We start from the raw sequence: 17,720 nt of genomic DNA on the forward strand, positions 1-17,720 counted from the left end.
CTCCTTATATGGAGATACGCAAGGGATCGCCTTTTTTATTCGTCGGCTTTGGCCGGCCCGCAGGACTCGCGCACGACCAGCTCCGTCGGCACGATCGCTTCGGGCGAAGCCAGCGTCTCATCGGTAATGAGCTCGTCCAGCAGTTCAATCGATCTCCGTCCGATCGTCATCATATCCTGGCGCACCGTCGTGAGCGCAGGCTTCACGTAAACGGCCAGCTCGATGTCGTCAAACCCCAGCACCGAGATGTCCTCCGGCACGGACAGTCCCGCTTCCCGGATCGCCTCGATCGCCCCGATCGCGCTCATATCCGAGCAGCAGACGACGGCCGTCGGCGGCTCCGGCAAAGCCAGCAGCCTCCGCATCGCCGCGTATCCCGCCTCGCGGGTGAAATCCCCTTCGGCCGCGTATTCCTCGCGATATGGAATTCCCGCCTGCGCCAAGCCCGCTCTGAACCCTTCGAACCGGTGCACATTTACGTAAGAATCTTTGTTGCCGCTAATATATCCTACTCTGCGATGATTCAGATCGGCCAAGTAAGCGACCGCACGTTCCGTTGCCTCCCGGTTATCCGAGGTGATATATCCGGCGCGGCCTTCGCGGATGTCCAGATCGATAAACACGGCGGGAATGCCGGATTCGATCAGCTCTCCGAAATCCGTGTTTTCATGCTGGAAGCCGAAGACGACGACTCCCTCGACGTTACGGCTCTGGCAATGCCGCACGAAGCTGTACTCCTTGCTCCAGGACACCTGCGCCAGATAGATCAGATCGTAGCCTCTCGTCTGCAGAGCCTGCTCCATCCCCGCCACTATACGCGTGAAGAAAGGATGCGCCAGTCCCGTCGTCAGGAAAATCCCGATCGTCATCGAACGGCGGCCTACCAGCGACCGGGCGGCCAGATTCGGCCGGAACTGCAGCTCCTTCACGTATTTCAACACTTTCTGCTTCGTCTGCTCGTTGACCGTCGTATAGCCGTTTAACACTTTGGACACGGTCGCCACCGACACTCCGGCCGCTTTCGCCACATCCCGTATGTTGGTCGCCATTCCCCGTCCTCCCACGTCTCCGCCAATCTACCTCTTGATGTTACCATAAGGCCGACGGGAGTTGCTACAGACAACGTACCGAATCGTCGCATATCGCCCCTTACCGATCGTTCTATTTTCAAACCTAATCTGGTATACTTCACTTCATAACTCGGATTAGTAGGCTATAACCAAGGAGACGAATTCCATGACACAATCCCTTATCGCGCAATGGCACCGGGAGATCGACGACAAGCTCGGCGAACGGATCATCGGCTGGCGCAGATATTTGCATCAGCATCCCGAGCTTTCCTTCGAGGAGAAGCATACTCCCGCCTTTATCGCCGCTGAGCTGAACAAGCTCGGGCTTGAAGTACGCACGGGCGTTGGCGGCGGAGGCGTGGTCGGCTTGCTGCGCAGCGGACGGCCGGGTCCGACGATCGCGCTGAGAGCCGACTTCGACGCGCTTCCGATCCAGGATGAGAAACAAGTCGAATACGCATCCACCGTTCCCGGAGTCATGCACGCCTGCGGACACGACGGGCACACCTCCTCGCTCCTCGGCGTCGCGTCGCTGCTTAGCGAACAGCGGGATTCGCTGAGCGGATCGATCGTGTTCCTGTTCCAGCATGCGGAGGAGAAGCCGCCGGGCGGCGCTCAAGCGATGGTCGCCGACGGCTGCCTGGACGGGGTCGACGCCGTGTACGGCATCCACTTGGCCACCGAGCTGCCCGTCGGCCAATTCGGCCTATGCGACGGCACCTTCATGGCTGCGGTGGACGCCTTCACCCTCCATGTAGAAGGCAAGGGCGGTCACGCCGCGCGCCCGCACGAATCCGTCGATTCCATTGTGATCGCCTCCGAGCTCGTCGGAAAGCTGCAGCAGATCGTCAGCCGCAGAGTCAGTCCGCTGCAGCCGGCCGTCGTGAGCATCGGCAAAATCCAGGGCGGCACCGCCTTTAACGTCATCGCCAGCAGAACGCTGCTTGAAGGGACAGTACGCACATTCGATCCCCAAGCGAGAACGTTGATCGAACAGGAGATAAGGACCATCACCGAGGGTGTTGCCCTCTCCTCCCATGCGTCCATCCGCGTCGACTATACGCACGGTTATCCGTCGTTGGTCAATCATTCCGCGGAAACCTCCATCGCCCGGAAAGCGATCTCAGATACGCTTCGAGACGCCGTCATCGTAGATTTGGAGAAACGCATGGGTGCCGAAGATTTCGCTTACTATTTGCAGCATAAGCCGGGAACCTTCTTGTACGTTGGCGCAAGAGGAGAGGATGAGCGGACCCGCTTCCCGCATCACCACCCCCGCTTCGATATCGATGAGCGCGCGCTCCTGCTGTCGGCCAAAGCCTTCCTGAGCATTGTCGGACATTATTTAATCGATCGTTCATAAGAGACTCTGCGTAGAGACGCCTTTCCTTTCGGGAAGGGCGTTTTCGCCGTTTCGAGAAAAAATGACGATTTCAACCCTGCCGATGGACCCTTGTTTTTCCTTTTTTCATTCGCTAGAATAAGAACAAACGTTCTTGTTTGGAGAGTGGTATCTTGTGGTTAACTCAACCGTTATCGATAAGTGCGTCGGACGAAAGGTCGATTTGATCTACGTAGACACGAGCGGCAAGTTCACGATGCGCCGGGTCGATCTTTTCTCGGTCCGCAACGGCAAGGCGCGCGTATACGACGTCCGGAAGCGCGGATTTCGCACGCTGGTCGTCGACCGGATTTTGGCGGTTCAGGCTTGCTCCTCGGCCGGAAACTAAAGAAAACCGCGCATAGGCGCGGTTCTGAACATGTATGGAATGGCGGCCCCGGCCAGAATCGAACTGACATCTACCCTTTAGGAGAGGGTTGCTCTATCCGTTGAGCTACGGAGCCACAGCAATGAACATTATAACATAAATTCTTTTACTCGCCAAAACAGATTTTCCTAGAGAAAATGCGTTATGTGACAATCTCTTCCCGGCCATCCATGCCGATTTGGTCATAGGGTCGGATTCGAAGCAGAAAGGACTGCCCTCGGGCAGTCCTTTCTTGCCTACTTAGAGTTGGTTACAATTAGCCCTTGCGCGGTCAGCGCGCGGAGCACGATAACGGCAGCCTCCGCCCGCGTGGCGGTCGCTTCGGGACGCAGCTTGCCTCCGCTGCCGCCCTGAAGCAATCCGTTCTGAACCGCATAAGCGATTTGCAGCAGCGCCCACCCCGATACGCGATCGGCGTCGGCCATTCCGTCGAGCACGGCCTGCGCGTTCAGCTTGATCGCCGGATCGACGCGAAGCGCGCGGAACAGCATGACCGCCATCTCCTCGCGTGTTACCGGATCGCCCGGACGGAACCGTCCGCCCGCTCCTTGCACGATGCCGGCCTCGGCCGCCCGGGAGACGAACGGCGCATACCAGGCGTTCGGCGCCACATCGCCGAACTCCGCAGCTGCTCCGACCGCGGCATCGGCGCCGAGCAACGGCATCAGCAGCTTCACGAACTCGGCGCGGGTGATGCGCCCGTTCGGACGGAAGGAGCCGTCCGGATCGCCGCTGGCAATGCCGCGCGCCGCCAGCGCTTCGACATCGACGCGGCTCCAATGATTCGCCAGATCGCCGAACGTTATCTCGGAGAGCAGCACCGCGTAAACGCCGGGCTCCTCCGTCTCAACCGTCGCTGTACGATTCGTCCCGTCGACGATACCGCCGACGTAGATCCACTTGGTCCGGTCTGCTTCATCCTGACGGTATATGCCGAGTTTGCGAATGTCCGCCCCGCGGAGCATATCCTCGCTGTACGCGATCGTCAGCTTGCCCGCGGCGGTCAAGCGGCCGCCTTCCGGTTCAAGCTTCCATTCATACGCCTCCGACAGCAGCCGCAGATGACCAGAAGCCGGCGTTGGCGCATCGCCGTGCCGTGTGGCTGCGACTTGTTTCGCCGGTCCTGCCGCTCCGGCAGGCAGCCACAGCTTAAACGCCCCGTCAAAAAACTTCAGCTCTCCGGCAACCGTTCCAATGTCCGCGCGCTCTGTATCGGCGCTGCCTGGATGACCGGAATTGCCCGGGTTGCCGGTATTTCCGGGATGGCCTGCGCCTCCCGGATTGCCCGGTCCGCTTCCGGCTTTCGTCGTCGCGTTCAGCGTCTGCGGCGGAGAGGCGTTGCCCGCGTTGTCGACGGTCCAGATCGCGATCTCGTACGCCGTGGACGGCGCCAGGCCGTTGATCGTGTGGCGGCCGGCTCCTTTCGGAACGGATATCGGAGCGGAAGCTGTCGTGTCTCCTTGCTTCGTCCACCGGATTACGACGTTCGCCAGATCGTTGTCGGTCGGGTCCGTCCATGCGATACCGATGCTGCTCGCAGCCGGAGTCGCCGCAACGGCGATGACCGATCCCGGAGGCACGAAATCGCGGGAGGCCGGCTGTACTCCTGCCGTACCGAACGTGGTTGACGCTTCGCCGAATCGATCATGGATATCGTAGGAGCGCACCTCGACCTCATAGTTCGTATTGGCTTCGAGCCCCTCCAACAACGCGAACGTCCTTACGTCCGACAGTTCGACCAGTGCATGTTCCCCGCTCGAGCCGGACTTCCGGTAAGCGACGACGAGTCGGTTCGGTTCCGTATCGCCAGGCAGCTTCCAGGTGAGAAGCGCGGAGCCGCTGTCAGCTTCAGCCTGCAGATCAAGCACCCCTGCCGGTCCCGTCCCCTCATCCGTCACCTCGAATGTTTCCTCGTACGGTTCGACGAGGGGGACGCCGGCGTAGCTCGTCAGCCCGCCATCGACGTAAATCCGATAGGCGCCGTTCGCCAGAGGTGCATCAGGCGTGAAGCGAACGCGCTTGGAGTCGCCGTCGGTCACCGATCCTGCGACCGCCCACGTACCCGGCACGTCGCCTTCATTGTCGATAACGGCCAGCAATCGGCCCGATACCGCATCGCCGTCTACGTGACGGTCGAACAGAATATCGACATAAGCGCCCCCGGGAGCCGCCTCGACCCTGACCGGCTTAGCCGGCAGCGTCGACATCAGCGGGATGTTGACGTCGAAGTGAGGCGGAAGTACGATCAATTCCTCGCTCTCCGCCGGGAGATACCCTTCCTTCTCATACCTCACCTTCCACTTGCCTTCCGGCACATCCCATGCGTAGCGGCCATCCGCATCCGTATACAGCGGATTGTCCTGTCCGTACCATTCCGAGTTCCATACGTCCCAGCGTTCGGCTTCCTCGTTCCAACGAAGCGCAGTCGCCCGAACGCCTTCGATGCGGTTATCCTCGGATACTTCGTACACATAGCCGCTCGGATCGTAAATCCATTCCGGATCGGCAATCTTCCGCTTCGGCTTCGGAGCCGGCTTCTTGCAATAGCGGTCTTCATTCATGATATCGGCTTCCAGTTCATCGATCATTCCTTGCAACTGGGCGTCCAGTAACTTGCCCGTCATATTGCTTACAAGGAACAGCGCGACGGTGCCGATACCGAACGTGGCCGGACCCGCGACTGCCCCGGCAACCATGATTGCCGCCTTGGTCAGTTCCACTGCGATCAGATGATTTTTCAGGAAATGGATATGATGGTGATACACATCCTGAAGACGCGGGTCGCAATTAAGCGCGACGTAGTCCATCAGCCCTTCCAAGCGGGAGAGTACGTCCCCGCTGCCGCGGCCGTCATAGACGGTCCAAGCGGAGTCGATCGTCTTCCACGTATTCGTCCCCTGCTCTTTGCCGAAGAAGACGACGACGCGCGTTGCGATTGCGCCGATCCCGCTGCTCAGCGCGCGAACCTCCGCTCCTTTGTCCACGGTGCCGGACGACTTCAGCGCTGCGGTCGTCTGCGCGTCGGCTCCGGCCGCCAGCAACGCCATCGCCTCGCCGACGTTTAATCCGCCTTGAAGCGCCGACTCTTGCAAATAGCCGGTCATTTCGATGCGCAGCACCCCGTTATTGAAGGAAGGACTCAGGTTTAGGCCATATACCGGAACTCCGGTCTCTTCAGCCAGCGCCAAGTCGGCTGCCGTCGGCGTGTAGGTCGTGCGCTCCAGCGAAGCCGTTACCTTCATGTCGACATCGCCTTCGGCGCCGGGCAGCTTGCCTTCGTAGGTCATCGACTGCCGGCTTCCGTCCGGGCTTCGCTGCGACACGGTCAAATTGCTCGTTGTCGCATCGCGGAAAGCGGGCGGCAGCGCGGCGCGGATTTCGGCAGACGGAGGTACCCGGCCGTTCCATCCCGTCGGCGCCTCCTGCGTACGGTAGTCAATACCGATCGGACCCGGCTTCGCCGTCCCGCTCACCACGGCCGTATGCACGCCGTCTTTCAGAGAAGCCTCGACGCGAGCGTCGCCCAGATAGAACGCGACATCACGAACCCGGTCCGGATGATTAAACTTAACCGTCATCACGAACGGCAAAGTCGGCGCGAACACATAAGGGAAGCGAGGCACGCTCTCCCGAGGGTCCAGCACGATTTTACGGCCGTCGGTTTGCTGCATCGTGAAGGAGATCGGTTCGACGTGATTCTCGTCGTAGTCCACCGTTCGCGGCTCGCTGCTCCAGGACTTAGCTCCAAGGGAAGCGACGGCGCGCAGTTGCCAACGATTGGTGGTCTCTCCGTTCATCGCCGCCTTGATCCCCCATCGGCCGGCCGAAGTCGTCTCCGCCGCTCCGACTACCAGATCTCCCGCGTATACGACGACGCGGCTTCCGGCCGGCGCCGTTCCCGTCACTCGGAATTCGCGATAAGCGGTGCGTTCCGGCGCAACCAGGGTTACCTGCGCAACGGCGGCGCGGGCGAATCCGATCTCTTCCTCGACCTGCGCGCCTCCCCGAGTGAACGCCATGCGAGGCGACACATCCAGATGGCCTCCCGACCATTCGCTCGGCAACAACAGCGAGTACTGAATCGTTCCCGCGCCCTGAACGGGCACGTTTCCTAGATCAAGAGTATACCCGCCGTTCTTCTCGGTCGGCGATGCGGGCTGCCCGTTCCATACGACGCTGCCGGGAACGAGTGTTGTCCCGGCGGGCGCATCCAGCCGGACGGCCGCCGATCCGGCTTGCACGGAGCCCCAGTTGCGATAGCCGATTCGGACTGTAACGGTTGTGCCGGGAACGGCGTTGGAAGTGCCGAGCAGCGCATAGTTGCCCTCCCGTCGGGCAAACGCGCCCGCCGGCTCCAGACCCAGCTCGCCCAGATCGATCTCGTCGTTGTCATTCAGCTCGAAGGTGCGAATCACCGTTACGCCGGATCTCGCATATTGAGCTCTAAGCTCGTAAAGCCCTTTTCCCGGCAGGTCGATCGAGAATCGGCTGTCGGACACCGTCGCAGACGCCGCGTATTGCCGACTTCCGGAGTTATCCAGCTTGTAGACGGTCAATAATGCCGGCGTCTCGGTCAAGCTGCCGTCGACGTTGCTTCGCAGCCGCTGAAGTCTCAGCTCCGTCTCGACGCGCCGATCATCGTCGATGACGACCTCGACGCAGCCCGAATCGTATCCGCCTTCTGCACCGTTCGCGCATACGTTCACCTTATCGCCTACAGCGGCATAGACAAGCAGCGGATGATAACCTCCCGCTCTATGGCCCGTCGTATGAATATGGAAATGGACAAATTCCCGCCAATCCAGCTCATAAGGCCCGATCCAGGCGCCGCTAACGTCTTCCGTGTACAAATTCAGTTTAATGACCGCCGGCACCGGCTTGTTGAATCGGAAATCGTGCCGCAGCGTCTGGCCGCTCTCCGTTATTAATCTTACCCAGCCTCCGCTGAACCCGCCTTCGATCGACACCTGCAGCTGAGCGTCCCCCGCCGGGACCGACAGCGAATACTCCCCATTCTCGTTGGTGACGGTCTGGAAGTTGCTCCCGCGGGAGGAGACCTGCACTGTCGCGCCGCGAACCGGTTTCCCTTCCGGATCGACGACCGTTCCCGCGATCGCGGCGTCGGTGCGCAGCGGAATCCGGATCGACTCGTTCTGGCTGCCCCCCCTAAGCTCCAAGATCAGCTCGACCGGAGCGTACACCGGATCGGACGGAGTAGCGACGATCTTCGCCTGCCTGCCGGTCATCTGCCGGAAGGGCGCGAACGTCAGCCAGCCGTTCTGCAGCGTCGTCCCGGCGGCTATCGTGCGTCCCGATTCGTCGGAGACGACTACATGCACTCCGCCGAACGAGCCCCGCTCGTTTGTAAAAGAAAGCGTCAAGCTGGCTGGCAGCATCGGCGTGACCTGGACGGTTCTCCGATCGCCCGGCCGCACGTCCAGAGAAGGCGGCCGCTCCGGATTTTCGCTAAGCAAATCGACCCCGCCCGCGCCGATCAGCACAAACGTATAGTCGTTCGCGGGCGGCAGTCCCCTGAACTCGATCGTCGATCTGCCGCCAAGCACCGCCGTCTGGTTCGCAAAGGCGGAAGCGCTCCGTATGGTCAGCTGGCCATCTTCAGGAGCCGCATTGCCAGCCACCTCCACGATCGCCGTCGCGCCGACCGGGATTGGTTTCCGCAGCGCCTCCTTCTCCAGCACGCTTCCGTCCGCCGTCTTCAGCGTGCCTTTCAGCGACAACAACTCGGCGGCGAGTTCCGGCACTTCCAACTCACCGGTGTAGACGCCGGGAGCCGTATTGTCTTCTGTCAGATTGACGCGCTTGGATCTCTGGACTCCATCGCTATCCGTATACTCAAGCAGAACCGCTACGGATTCGGAGTCGACACCCGGCTCTCCCGTCAGTCGGAGAGCGATCTTTTCCTTCTGTCCGGCGTATTCCCGGAAATACAGCGGCGTCGTATACGAGAACGAACCGAGTCCGCCAGCAATCGTTATCGTCTTCTCCACCGAGAAGGGCGAAGCTGTACCGCTGAAGAGACGGTGGACGGCATACGTATAGGTCATGCCGGGCTGCGCCGTCCGATCCGTATACGCGCGCGTTGCCGCGCTGACATTGTCGGCCAACGTCTCCCACTGGCCGTTGCCTTGCTTGCGCACGACGCGGAAGGCATCGACGTCGCTTCCCGGCGCCGGATCGCCCCATTCGAGCCCAATCTCCGTGCCCTGCGCGGACAGTACCAGATCCGCCAATACCGCCTCCGAAAGCGAGATTCGCTGCAAGTACAATCCGGATTCGATGCGTTCGCTGCCGCGAACCATGTTCATCATCGTGGATCTGAAGGCAGCGCGCGTGGCGTCGCCGCTTAACAGACCGAGATCCGAACCGGCTGTGATCGGCAAAGCGGGATCGTAAGGAACGCTGACTTGCGAGGCTTGCTGCGTCATCCGGTCCCACAGGAACAAATTGCTGATGCTGTCCGTATCCCCAGGCACGATATGCTTGCCGGAAGAACCGAATAGCACGTAACGCCCGTCATCGCTCAGACCGTAAGGAGCCATGGAGTCCAGCGTCATCGGACTGCCCGCAGGAATTTCGATCAGCGGGACGGGCGCGGTGCCGGCCGGCGCTTCCGAGTCGAATACGAGAGTTCGGTTGGTCAGGGTTGTGTTGATCCGGAACGTCGCATTGAACACGACGTGACGGCCGCTTGCATCCATATAAGGCGAGCTTGCCGACACGTAGCTGCCCTGGATCAGGCCGCTGATCCAGACGAGCCGAGGCTGCTCCGGATTCCGTCGGTCATACCAATACACGTCGGAGCTGCCGTTCTTATCGCCGTCGGCCAGATCCGTGAAGGTTTCGAACATCATCACCTTGCCGTTCGCGCTGAGATCCGTTCCACTGCCGGCGATGCGCGGCGATTGGCCGTCCGGCATGTACAACGGCGCCATCGCCCGGCTTCGGGTATCGTAGGTTGCCGCATAATAGCCCGTGCCGGAAGGAGGCGATTGGACGATATTGCGGGCGTTCGTGCTGAACACGATCGTGCTGCCGTCAGCGCTGATAACCGGGTCCGAACTGTCGCCGTCCTGGCCTTCGCTGCGGACCGGAACGGTCAGCCTCGTCAATGAGGTATCGCCGGGTTCATCGTAAACGCCGTTATCGTTCACGTCCCGATCCAGCAGGAATACGTCCCATTTGCCATTCGTATCCGGCGTGTTCGCCAGCAAATTCGAGGCTCGCGAACCGAATGCGATGTAACGTCCGTCTCCGCTGATCGTGCCGAAGTTCGAATTGGAGTTGCCCAGCTTGCCGTCGTCGCTGCGGCTGACGAGCATGACGGCCCCTCGCTCCGCGTCATACATGTACAATTGGGTAGTCGAGCTGTACGCATCGTATTGCTGGCGGTCATCCTCCGGGACGAGCCCGATCATGTTGGTCAAAAATAGCGTATACCGTCCGTCGTCGCTGACGTCGACGATACTGGGACTGTGTCCAGGCGCAGGTTGACCCGTTTCTCGTTGCACGTCGATCCTTACGATCGCCGGACCGTTCGGCAGCCTGCTTTGCATCCAAGCGCCTTCGCCGCGATTGCCGTCGCCGTCGACGATGACGACCGAAAACTCGTAAAACGAGCCGTTCTCCAAATTCGTCACGGGTGCCGAAACGACGCTGCGCGGGTACAGGGGCGACTCATAGACGGCGCCGCCCGGCTTGCGCCAGCGCACTTTCGCGCCGACGACATCGGGCTCCGGCGGATACGTCCAGGAGACGAGCGCCCCTCCAAGCTCCGGCGCCGCGGTTACGCCCGCAGCGGACGGGGGCGTCGTCTCCCGAGCGGCCAGCGTCGTCGCCGTCGACTCTGCCGTCCACTCCGACCAGACGTAACCGGGCGTCCCCGCCGCCACGCGATAACGGTGCGCCGTTCCCGGAGCCAACCCGTCCGCGGCGAACGACGTAGAAGCCGTAATGCCCGCTACCCGGCCATCGATCGATATCTTGTACCAGGCCGCTCCCGGCACAGCCGGCCAGCTCAGCGCAATATAAGTTCCGCCTGGCGCGGCGGTCACCGATGCGCCTCCCGGCCATTCCGGAGCAGCGGCATCCGTCGGCAGCGCCACGGCATACAAATCACGGACGGCATCCGACTCGGCCGTCTCCGTCATATTCGTCGCGCTCGTCTCGAACACGACGGTAGCTCCATCCGCGCTCAACACTGCCCGATCCGCCGGCTGATCGGCATTGCCGCCGCCCGCCGTCTTGCTCACCCACCTTGTCACACCGGTAATCCGGTCACGCACGTAAACGTCCGTCCTGCCGCCGTCGGCCGGATCGAATGCGCCGTCGGTATGAAACGCTATGTAGCGACCGTCCGCGCTGATCGAAGGATCGTAGGCGTCCACAGGGACCTGCTGCCCTTGGCCGTTCAGGCTGGCCAGCTCCGTAGTGCCATTCACGCGATCGTAGACGTACACGTCCTGAACCTGCTGCGTATCCGCCGGAACGATATTGTTCGCCTTGGACAGATAAGCGACATAACGCCCGTCCGCGCTGATAATCGGATAATAGCTGTAATGATTGCCGCGTTGACCTGTCGGTGACCGGCTGATCATCTTCATCTCATCCAGGGCGGCATCGTACAAATAGACCGCCCGGTCGTTGCTGCCGATCGTCGTCCTCGTATCGTCGGGCACGATTTTCGTGCCGATCGAATCGAAGGCGATGTAGCGGCCGTCCGCGCTGATCGACACCCTCGAACGGAACGTCTCGTAGATGTAGGTCTGTTGAGCCACGCGCTTCACCGTGCCGGTCCGCCGATCCAGACGCCAGATGTCATGCGTTCCGCTAGAGGCGGGCTTGCCCGCATAAGCGACATATCGACCATCGGCGCTGACCCCGTAAGAGCTGCCCGCTCCGGCGAATTCCGAGCCTGAGACGAAGGATGCGATCCGCTGTACGGAATCTGTAACCGCATCGTAGAGGAATAGATCCTCGTGATTATTCGTATCCCCGCTAACCAGATTCGTCGCCTTCGACGTGAACAACACATATGACCCGTCGAAGCTCACATGGGGCGCATAGCTATCGCCGTTCGATTGTACGCCTCCCGCTCCGAAGCTGATCCGCTTCGTCGTGCCAAGCTGCCGATCGTGAAGGAATACGTCCTGCCTGCCATTCGTATCCCCGGCCACGAGATTCGAGCCGGTCGACGCGAACGCGACATAACGACCGTCGCCGCTCACCGACGCGGACTTGCTGTCTCCTGACCCAGGCGCCCCTCCGACAGCGGCGCTGATCTTGACCGGCAGACCGTATACGGCATCCGTGACCGAGAAGTTGCCTTCATCCCCGTATACGACATTGTCGATCGAAGCGACTTCTTCACCTTGCAGCTCTCCGCTCAGCTGCCCGATCCATTCAGCGAACGAAGCCATTCCGTCTTCCTCCGGCCGCTCCTGTGCCATGGCTAGTTGTTCGATGCTGCTCGTAAACAACGATGCCGTAAGCAGCAGGGTCAACCCGAATTTTCCCGTGCGCCGCCAACGGCTCTTGAAGCTCTGCATCCATCTGCTTGTCATCGATCCGCTCCCTGCTTTCCGATAGGTATGCAACACTGGTCCCATTCCTCCCTTTATCCGACGCGAGCCGCTAGCAGCCCTTGTCCACTCCCGGCGCGGTCACCCCGACACGGGCGGACGATCCGGCACAATGAACCGCCCTCGCGGAAACCGGTTGGACTCATGCGAGGGGTACTCCTATCAGCGTAAGGATCCCCTGTAATCCCGTCTAGTGAGCGGTTGTCATCGATTTTGTCATGGCAGTCACTTTTTTTCGCCGCGAGTCATAGGCCCTCTATAAGAAAAAACGGCCCCTTCACTGAGGGACCGGACCTGGACAGACTTTTTATAACGCCGAATTATTAATCTGCTTCACATAAGGGCTCGCGCCGGTAACGGTAACGTTGTTGAACACGTTGCCGGCCAATGTGAGAGAATCGTTCTGGTTAAGCCAGTAGCCGTTCACATTCGTATTCTCCAGGTAGCTGCCGGAAACGATCGCTTTGTTGCCGTTGTTGGCCTTGCCGATGACGGCGTCTTGGAATTGGCTGTCCGTCACGACCGTATTGCCCTCCAGAACCGTTCCCAGACGATGGAAACGACAGCCCTGAACCGTAATCTTGCGCGGATAAGCGGCCATGCTGGAGCCGAACTGAATGTCCGTGGCGCCGAGCAGCGTGCTCTTGGCCCGCAAAAATTGGCTTCCCGAGACATGCGTACCTTCGAAGCGCGCCGAACCTTCGATCAACGTCAACCCTTCGATCGTGTTCGGGCGTCCGGCATAGTTCTGGGGAACGAGTACGGACACATCGTAGTTTTTCACCGTAATGTTGCGCATGACCGCGCCCGTCGCCAGCACGCTGAATTTCGGAGTCAGAGCATTGTCCGGACGCCAGTCCCGCTCCACGGTCACATTAGAGATATAGCAACGTCCGTAATTGTACCGGCTGATATTAAATCCGGGTTCTCCCGCATCCGTAACGGTCACCGGCGTTCCGCCCTTCGTCTCCGCAACTTGGAAGCTCGTAGAAGTCATGTTGACCGTGTAGTACAGCTTGTCCACGCTAATCCCGGCGGGAACTCTGCCTGCCCACTGCTCGAAGCAGATTTGCGCGCCGTTGCCCATTCCGTGGGGGGACGCGTAAGTGAAAGTCCCTGTCGAGACATTAACCGCAGGCGTTCCGAAATACCCGTATACGCTGGAGCCGTAGAAGCTGCCGTCCTTGATCTGGATGTTCTGCACGACAGCGCCTCGCACATCGAGCAGCTTTAGGTTGCCTTTGTAGAACACCCCGCCATTGACGAAGTGATCCCCCTGCACCCATAGCTCGCACTCGATAAACGTATTGTTGAGATACTGGATAAACCGGTAGTTCGGATACGAGCAGACGCCTCCGACATTGTAGCCTTCGAACGTATTGTTTTCCAGCGTGATATAATAGCCGTCGCAGTTGACGAAGTGACCTTTGTGATTGCTGTAGATATGGTTGTTGGAAATGTAGATGCGGTGGTTGAGCTCCAAGCCGATCGGCTGATCGGGCGTCTTGAACGGAATGTTGCTCTCCCCGACCATCGATTCCACGTCGATGCCGAACATCGGGGCCGTGCCGTTGCGGAAATCGCTCGTTACGCCGTCCTCGTCCAGTCCGATATGGTGAATCTCGTTGTTGTAGACGTAGACGTCGTTCGAGCCGCACAGCGAGACGCCCTGCCTCCGGCAATGATGGATATCGCAGTTGCGGATGGTAATGTGCTGTCCCATTTCTTCCTGCGTGTAGTCGTTCGGATCAGGATGATGCTGCTGGACTCCGACCATGATGCCGTCCCCGACGCATGAGTAGATTTCGACATCGTCGATCAAAATATGATTGGCCCCGTACAGCCCGATTCCATGCCCGCCTTCATGGGTGTAGTACATGTTGTCCACCTTCATGCCCAGGGCGGCAATGTCGGGATCGGTCAGCCCCAGTCCGGTAATATTGATGGCGAAGATCATTTTGTTGTTTGCGCTCATGTCCGGGTTCAGAAACCAGCCTCGGCCGGTCGGAGCGCCCGGAGCGAACTGTCCGTTGTTTCTGTAGTCGACGAAATTGGCGCTGGATACGGAATCCTTGTACTGGTAAAAATAATAGCCCGATACCGCCAATCCGTTCGTATTCCACAGCCTGAAGGTCGATAGCAATCCGGGATGCTCATAACGATCCAGCACCTCGCTGCGAATCCAGTTCGGATCGCTGTTGAGAGATCCGTCCGGGTTTACGCCGCCTCTCTCGAATCCGACGTAAATTTCATAGACATGCGTCTCCTTGTCTCCTACGATCGTCCCTCCGGTAATTTTGCAGTCATGAACCCCTTTCAGTTGGAAAACGTTATAGTTCGGCGACGAATTGCCCTCCATTTCGACAACGCAATCTTGTGCCATTTCGAAGTGGAGACCGCTAGGGACAATGATCGCGGAAAATGTAGCCGGGTCCAGCTTCACCATGTAATGCCCGCCGGACAGCAACACGTGATTATACCCTTCCGCCATGGCCCACGCGATCGCAGCGTTGATTCCCGCGGTTGTCTCCGCCGCGTGCGTTCCGTCATTGTAAATTCCGAACTCCGTCAAGTCGATCCGATACGATGCGCTCTTTTCTTGCGACAACTTTAACCACCCCCATAGATGTCGAGCTTTCGATTTCGGCTCGCAGGACATGCTATGAGAGCTTCTCTGCTCCCGTTCCAAATTTCCATGAACGGCTTGAACGTCAAAAAGCCCCCGCCGGCTTGGCGAGGGCTTCCCGTCTTCTATCTCTCTATATTTAGAATTCTTCTTCGAATCCGCCGAACATGCCGCCCATTTCCGCTTGAACCTCTTCCATGGTCATGATTTCTTCGGCTTTCGGCTCGCCGATCTCGAACTTCGGCTCCTCGTTGATGCCGGTCGTGTGGGAGACAAGCTTGATGCCCACGCTGCCCGTCAACTCTTCCGATTCGATAGCGGCGCTGATCTTAGCGTCCGTATAAACCGGATAGTCTTTCTTATCCAAGGCGAAGTTAACGGTCAGATCCAGCTTCTTGAGCTCTTGCTTGATTTCCGCGAGAGCTTCGGATATTTCGCCGCTCTTCACGTCGGCCAGGGCCGTCTTCGCTTCGTCAAGATCTTCTTGCTTCAGCTGCAGCATATCGCGATATTCCGCATTCGTCGACAGAAGCTCGATGATTTCCGGAGCGATCTTCTCGATAACGGTATTGATGAAGCCCTCCAGCTGGGATTGATCCAGGTGGAATTGAATGACTTGTTTGGCGTCGACGTCGGCAGGCAGACCTGCGTCCTTCGCTTTGACCGATTTCAAATACGTCTTTTCATCCACGTGCTTGAACACGATCTCGAGCAGATCGTTCGAGAACTTCTGGGATTTCGCCACGTCAACGTTAGGCAACGGTTGACCGGACTCTTCCGCGAGCTGCTCCAGATCGAGCTCGACGAACTTATTCTGTACGCTTTCCGGAATCGGCAGCATCGGAATGTTCGGAACTTTAACCCAAATCTTCTTCTGCGTCATGACGACCGGAACGTTAAAGGTAATGGCCAGATCGCCCTTCAATGCCAATTGAAGATTCAGCTCCATCATCATCGGATCGACGCGATAAGCGCCCGTCCAGGAGAGCTCGGCGCTCTTCATCAGATTCAAGATAGCTGCCGCTTCCGCCGCGCTTTCTCCATCCGAAGGGAAGTTGAAATCTTCGATGACCATGCTGCCTTTGAAATTATACGATTTGATATCCGCTGATTTCGACATCGACGACTGGATAGCGTCCTTCGGCGACTTGTCTTTGGTGCAACCGCTGAGTACCAGGGCAGCCGTCAACAGCATCGCAACAATGGCGAAACCTAATTTACGCTTGAACAAAATGCAAAAACCCCTTCCAAGTAATCTAATATCTGAAAATCAAAACAAAGTTCATTGTAACTGATTTCCCAGCAAGGTGAAAGACCTTTAACCCTAAATTTTTGTTAAATTCCTGAAAGATCCGTAAAGCCTGTTAATGAATGTCTTTCTTCTTGAACCGTCCGCCCTTCACGTCGTGAATGTTGCCGACCGCCAGGAACGCTGCAGCATCCAACTCCCCCACGATCGTCTTCAGCTTCGCCTCTTCCAAGCGGGTAATTACGCAGAAAATCACCTTTTTTGAATCTCCCGTGTAGCCGCCTTCTCCGTGCAGATAGGTCACTCCGCGCCCAAGACGCGCCGTGATCGCGTCCCCGATTTCCTTGTGCCGATCGCTGATGATCCAGCACGATTTGGACTCGTCGAAGCCTTCGATCGTAAGATCTATTACCTTGAACGCAATATAGTAAGCAATCATCGAGAACATCGCCCGGTCCCAGCTATAGACGAAACCCGCGCTGCTTAGAATGAACAAGTTGATAAACATAACCACTTGCCCTACGGAAAAAGGAGATTTCCGGTTGAGCAGAATAGCGACGATCTCCGTCCCGTCCAGAGAACCCCCCGCCCGGATGACGATCCCCGTTCCCGCGCCCAGGAAGATTCCTCCGAATACAGCGGCAAGCAATATATCGTCGGTAAATGGCTCATAAGGATGAAGCAAGTAGGTGGTTACGGACAGCACCGCAACGCCGAGAAGCGTGGATAACGCAAATGTCTTGCCTATCGTTCGGTAACCGAGAATGAGAAAGGGAAGATTGAGGAGAAAGAGGAAGACTCCGATCGGAATTTTGCTTAAGTAGGAGGACATGATCGATATGCCCGTAATTCCGCCGTCTATGATTGAGTTATTGACGAGGAAGATTTCCAAAGCTACGGCTACAAGAATCGCTCCAACTATGATCAAGACGGATCGGCGAAAGATTTCCAGAGGAGCTTGCTTATGGTGCTGGATCGGTTTCGCCGCATTCACAGAGGTTGGCGCTTCCAGAGAGGGTGCTGCATCGGACATGAGACTAGTTCCTCCTTCGGTCTTCATGAATCTATTATACCAAGCCGGATACTAGGGGTAAACCTAACACAGTCACGGAAACGAGGGATGCGGCTTCAAGCCGTTGCACATGACTAAAAATCCCGGCACAGGGCCGGGATTAGATCGATTGCGAGCGGTGGATTAGCCTTCCGCGTTATTATGTCGAGTGTGATTGCGGTTCTTCACCTTTTTCGAGCCGGACAGCGGTTCATTGGGCTGGTGGTCTACTACGGAATGCCGAGGGCCGTGCTTCTCGTCGGGTTGAGGCACGGATTGCGACTTCGGTTTGCTCATGGCGCTATCGACTCCTCTTCTCGTTATAGATGTTCCAGGTCGGGCGTCTTATCGTGATT

At 58.5% G+C, this 17,720-nt stretch carries 8 protein-coding genes and 1 tRNA gene; 2 read left to right on the plus strand and 7 right to left on the minus strand.

Features of this window, described 5'->3' with window-relative positions; genetic code table 11:
* Positions 1-35: 35 nt before the first annotated feature.
* Positions 36-1,049, minus strand: coding sequence for a LacI family DNA-binding transcriptional regulator (locus ACESLM_RS09585; protein ID WP_372631346.1), 1,014 nt, complete (start codon positions 1,047-1,049; stop codon positions 36-38).
* 187 nt (positions 1,050-1,236) lie between these two features.
* Between ACESLM_RS09585 and ACESLM_RS09590 the strand changes: the two genes are divergently transcribed.
* Positions 1,237-2,433, plus strand: a complete 1,197-nt coding sequence (locus tag ACESLM_RS09590) for an amidohydrolase (RefSeq protein ID WP_372631347.1) — start codon at positions 1,237-1,239, stop codon at positions 2,431-2,433.
* Between the two features lie 154 nt (positions 2,434-2,587).
* Positions 2,588-2,800 (plus strand): hypothetical protein, encoded by a 213-nt coding sequence (locus tag ACESLM_RS09595; protein ID WP_372631348.1) that lies wholly within the window; start codon positions 2,588-2,590, stop codon positions 2,798-2,800.
* A 40-nt stretch (positions 2,801-2,840) separates the two neighbouring features.
* Here the strand turns inward: ACESLM_RS09595 and ACESLM_RS09600 are convergent.
* The 6 genes from ACESLM_RS09600 to ACESLM_RS09625 form a co-directional block, all read right to left on the minus strand.
* Positions 2,841-2,915, minus strand: a tRNA-Arg gene (locus ACESLM_RS09600).
* Positions 2,916-3,075: 160 nt separating this feature from the next.
* Positions 3,076-12,420: an S-layer homology domain-containing protein gene (locus ACESLM_RS09605; protein WP_372631349.1), complete on the minus strand. Its 9,345-nt coding sequence runs from the start codon at positions 12,418-12,420 to the stop codon at positions 3,076-3,078.
* Positions 12,421-12,745: 325 nt separating this feature from the next.
* Positions 12,746-15,046: a right-handed parallel beta-helix repeat-containing protein gene (locus ACESLM_RS09610; RefSeq protein WP_372631350.1), complete on the minus strand. Its 2,301-nt coding sequence runs from the start codon at positions 15,044-15,046 to the stop codon at positions 12,746-12,748.
* Between the two features lie 157 nt (positions 15,047-15,203).
* Entirely contained in the window at positions 15,204-16,295 is a 1,092-nt protein-coding gene (locus tag ACESLM_RS09615; protein ID WP_372631351.1) for a hypothetical protein, read from the minus strand.
* 133 nt (positions 16,296-16,428) lie between these two features.
* A complete protein-coding gene (locus tag ACESLM_RS09620; protein WP_372631352.1) occupies positions 16,429-17,346 on the minus strand; it encodes a YitT family protein in 918 nt (305 codons plus the stop codon).
* Between the two features lie 162 nt (positions 17,347-17,508).
* On the minus strand, positions 17,509-17,661 hold the full coding sequence (locus ACESLM_RS09625; protein WP_372631353.1) for a small acid-soluble spore protein P: 153 nt from the start codon (positions 17,659-17,661) through the stop codon (positions 17,509-17,511).
* Positions 17,662-17,720 lie beyond the last annotated feature (59 nt).

The organism is Cohnella sp. (assembly GCF_041641335.1).
Classification (GTDB): domain Bacteria; phylum Bacillota; class Bacilli; order Paenibacillales; family Paenibacillaceae; genus Cohnella.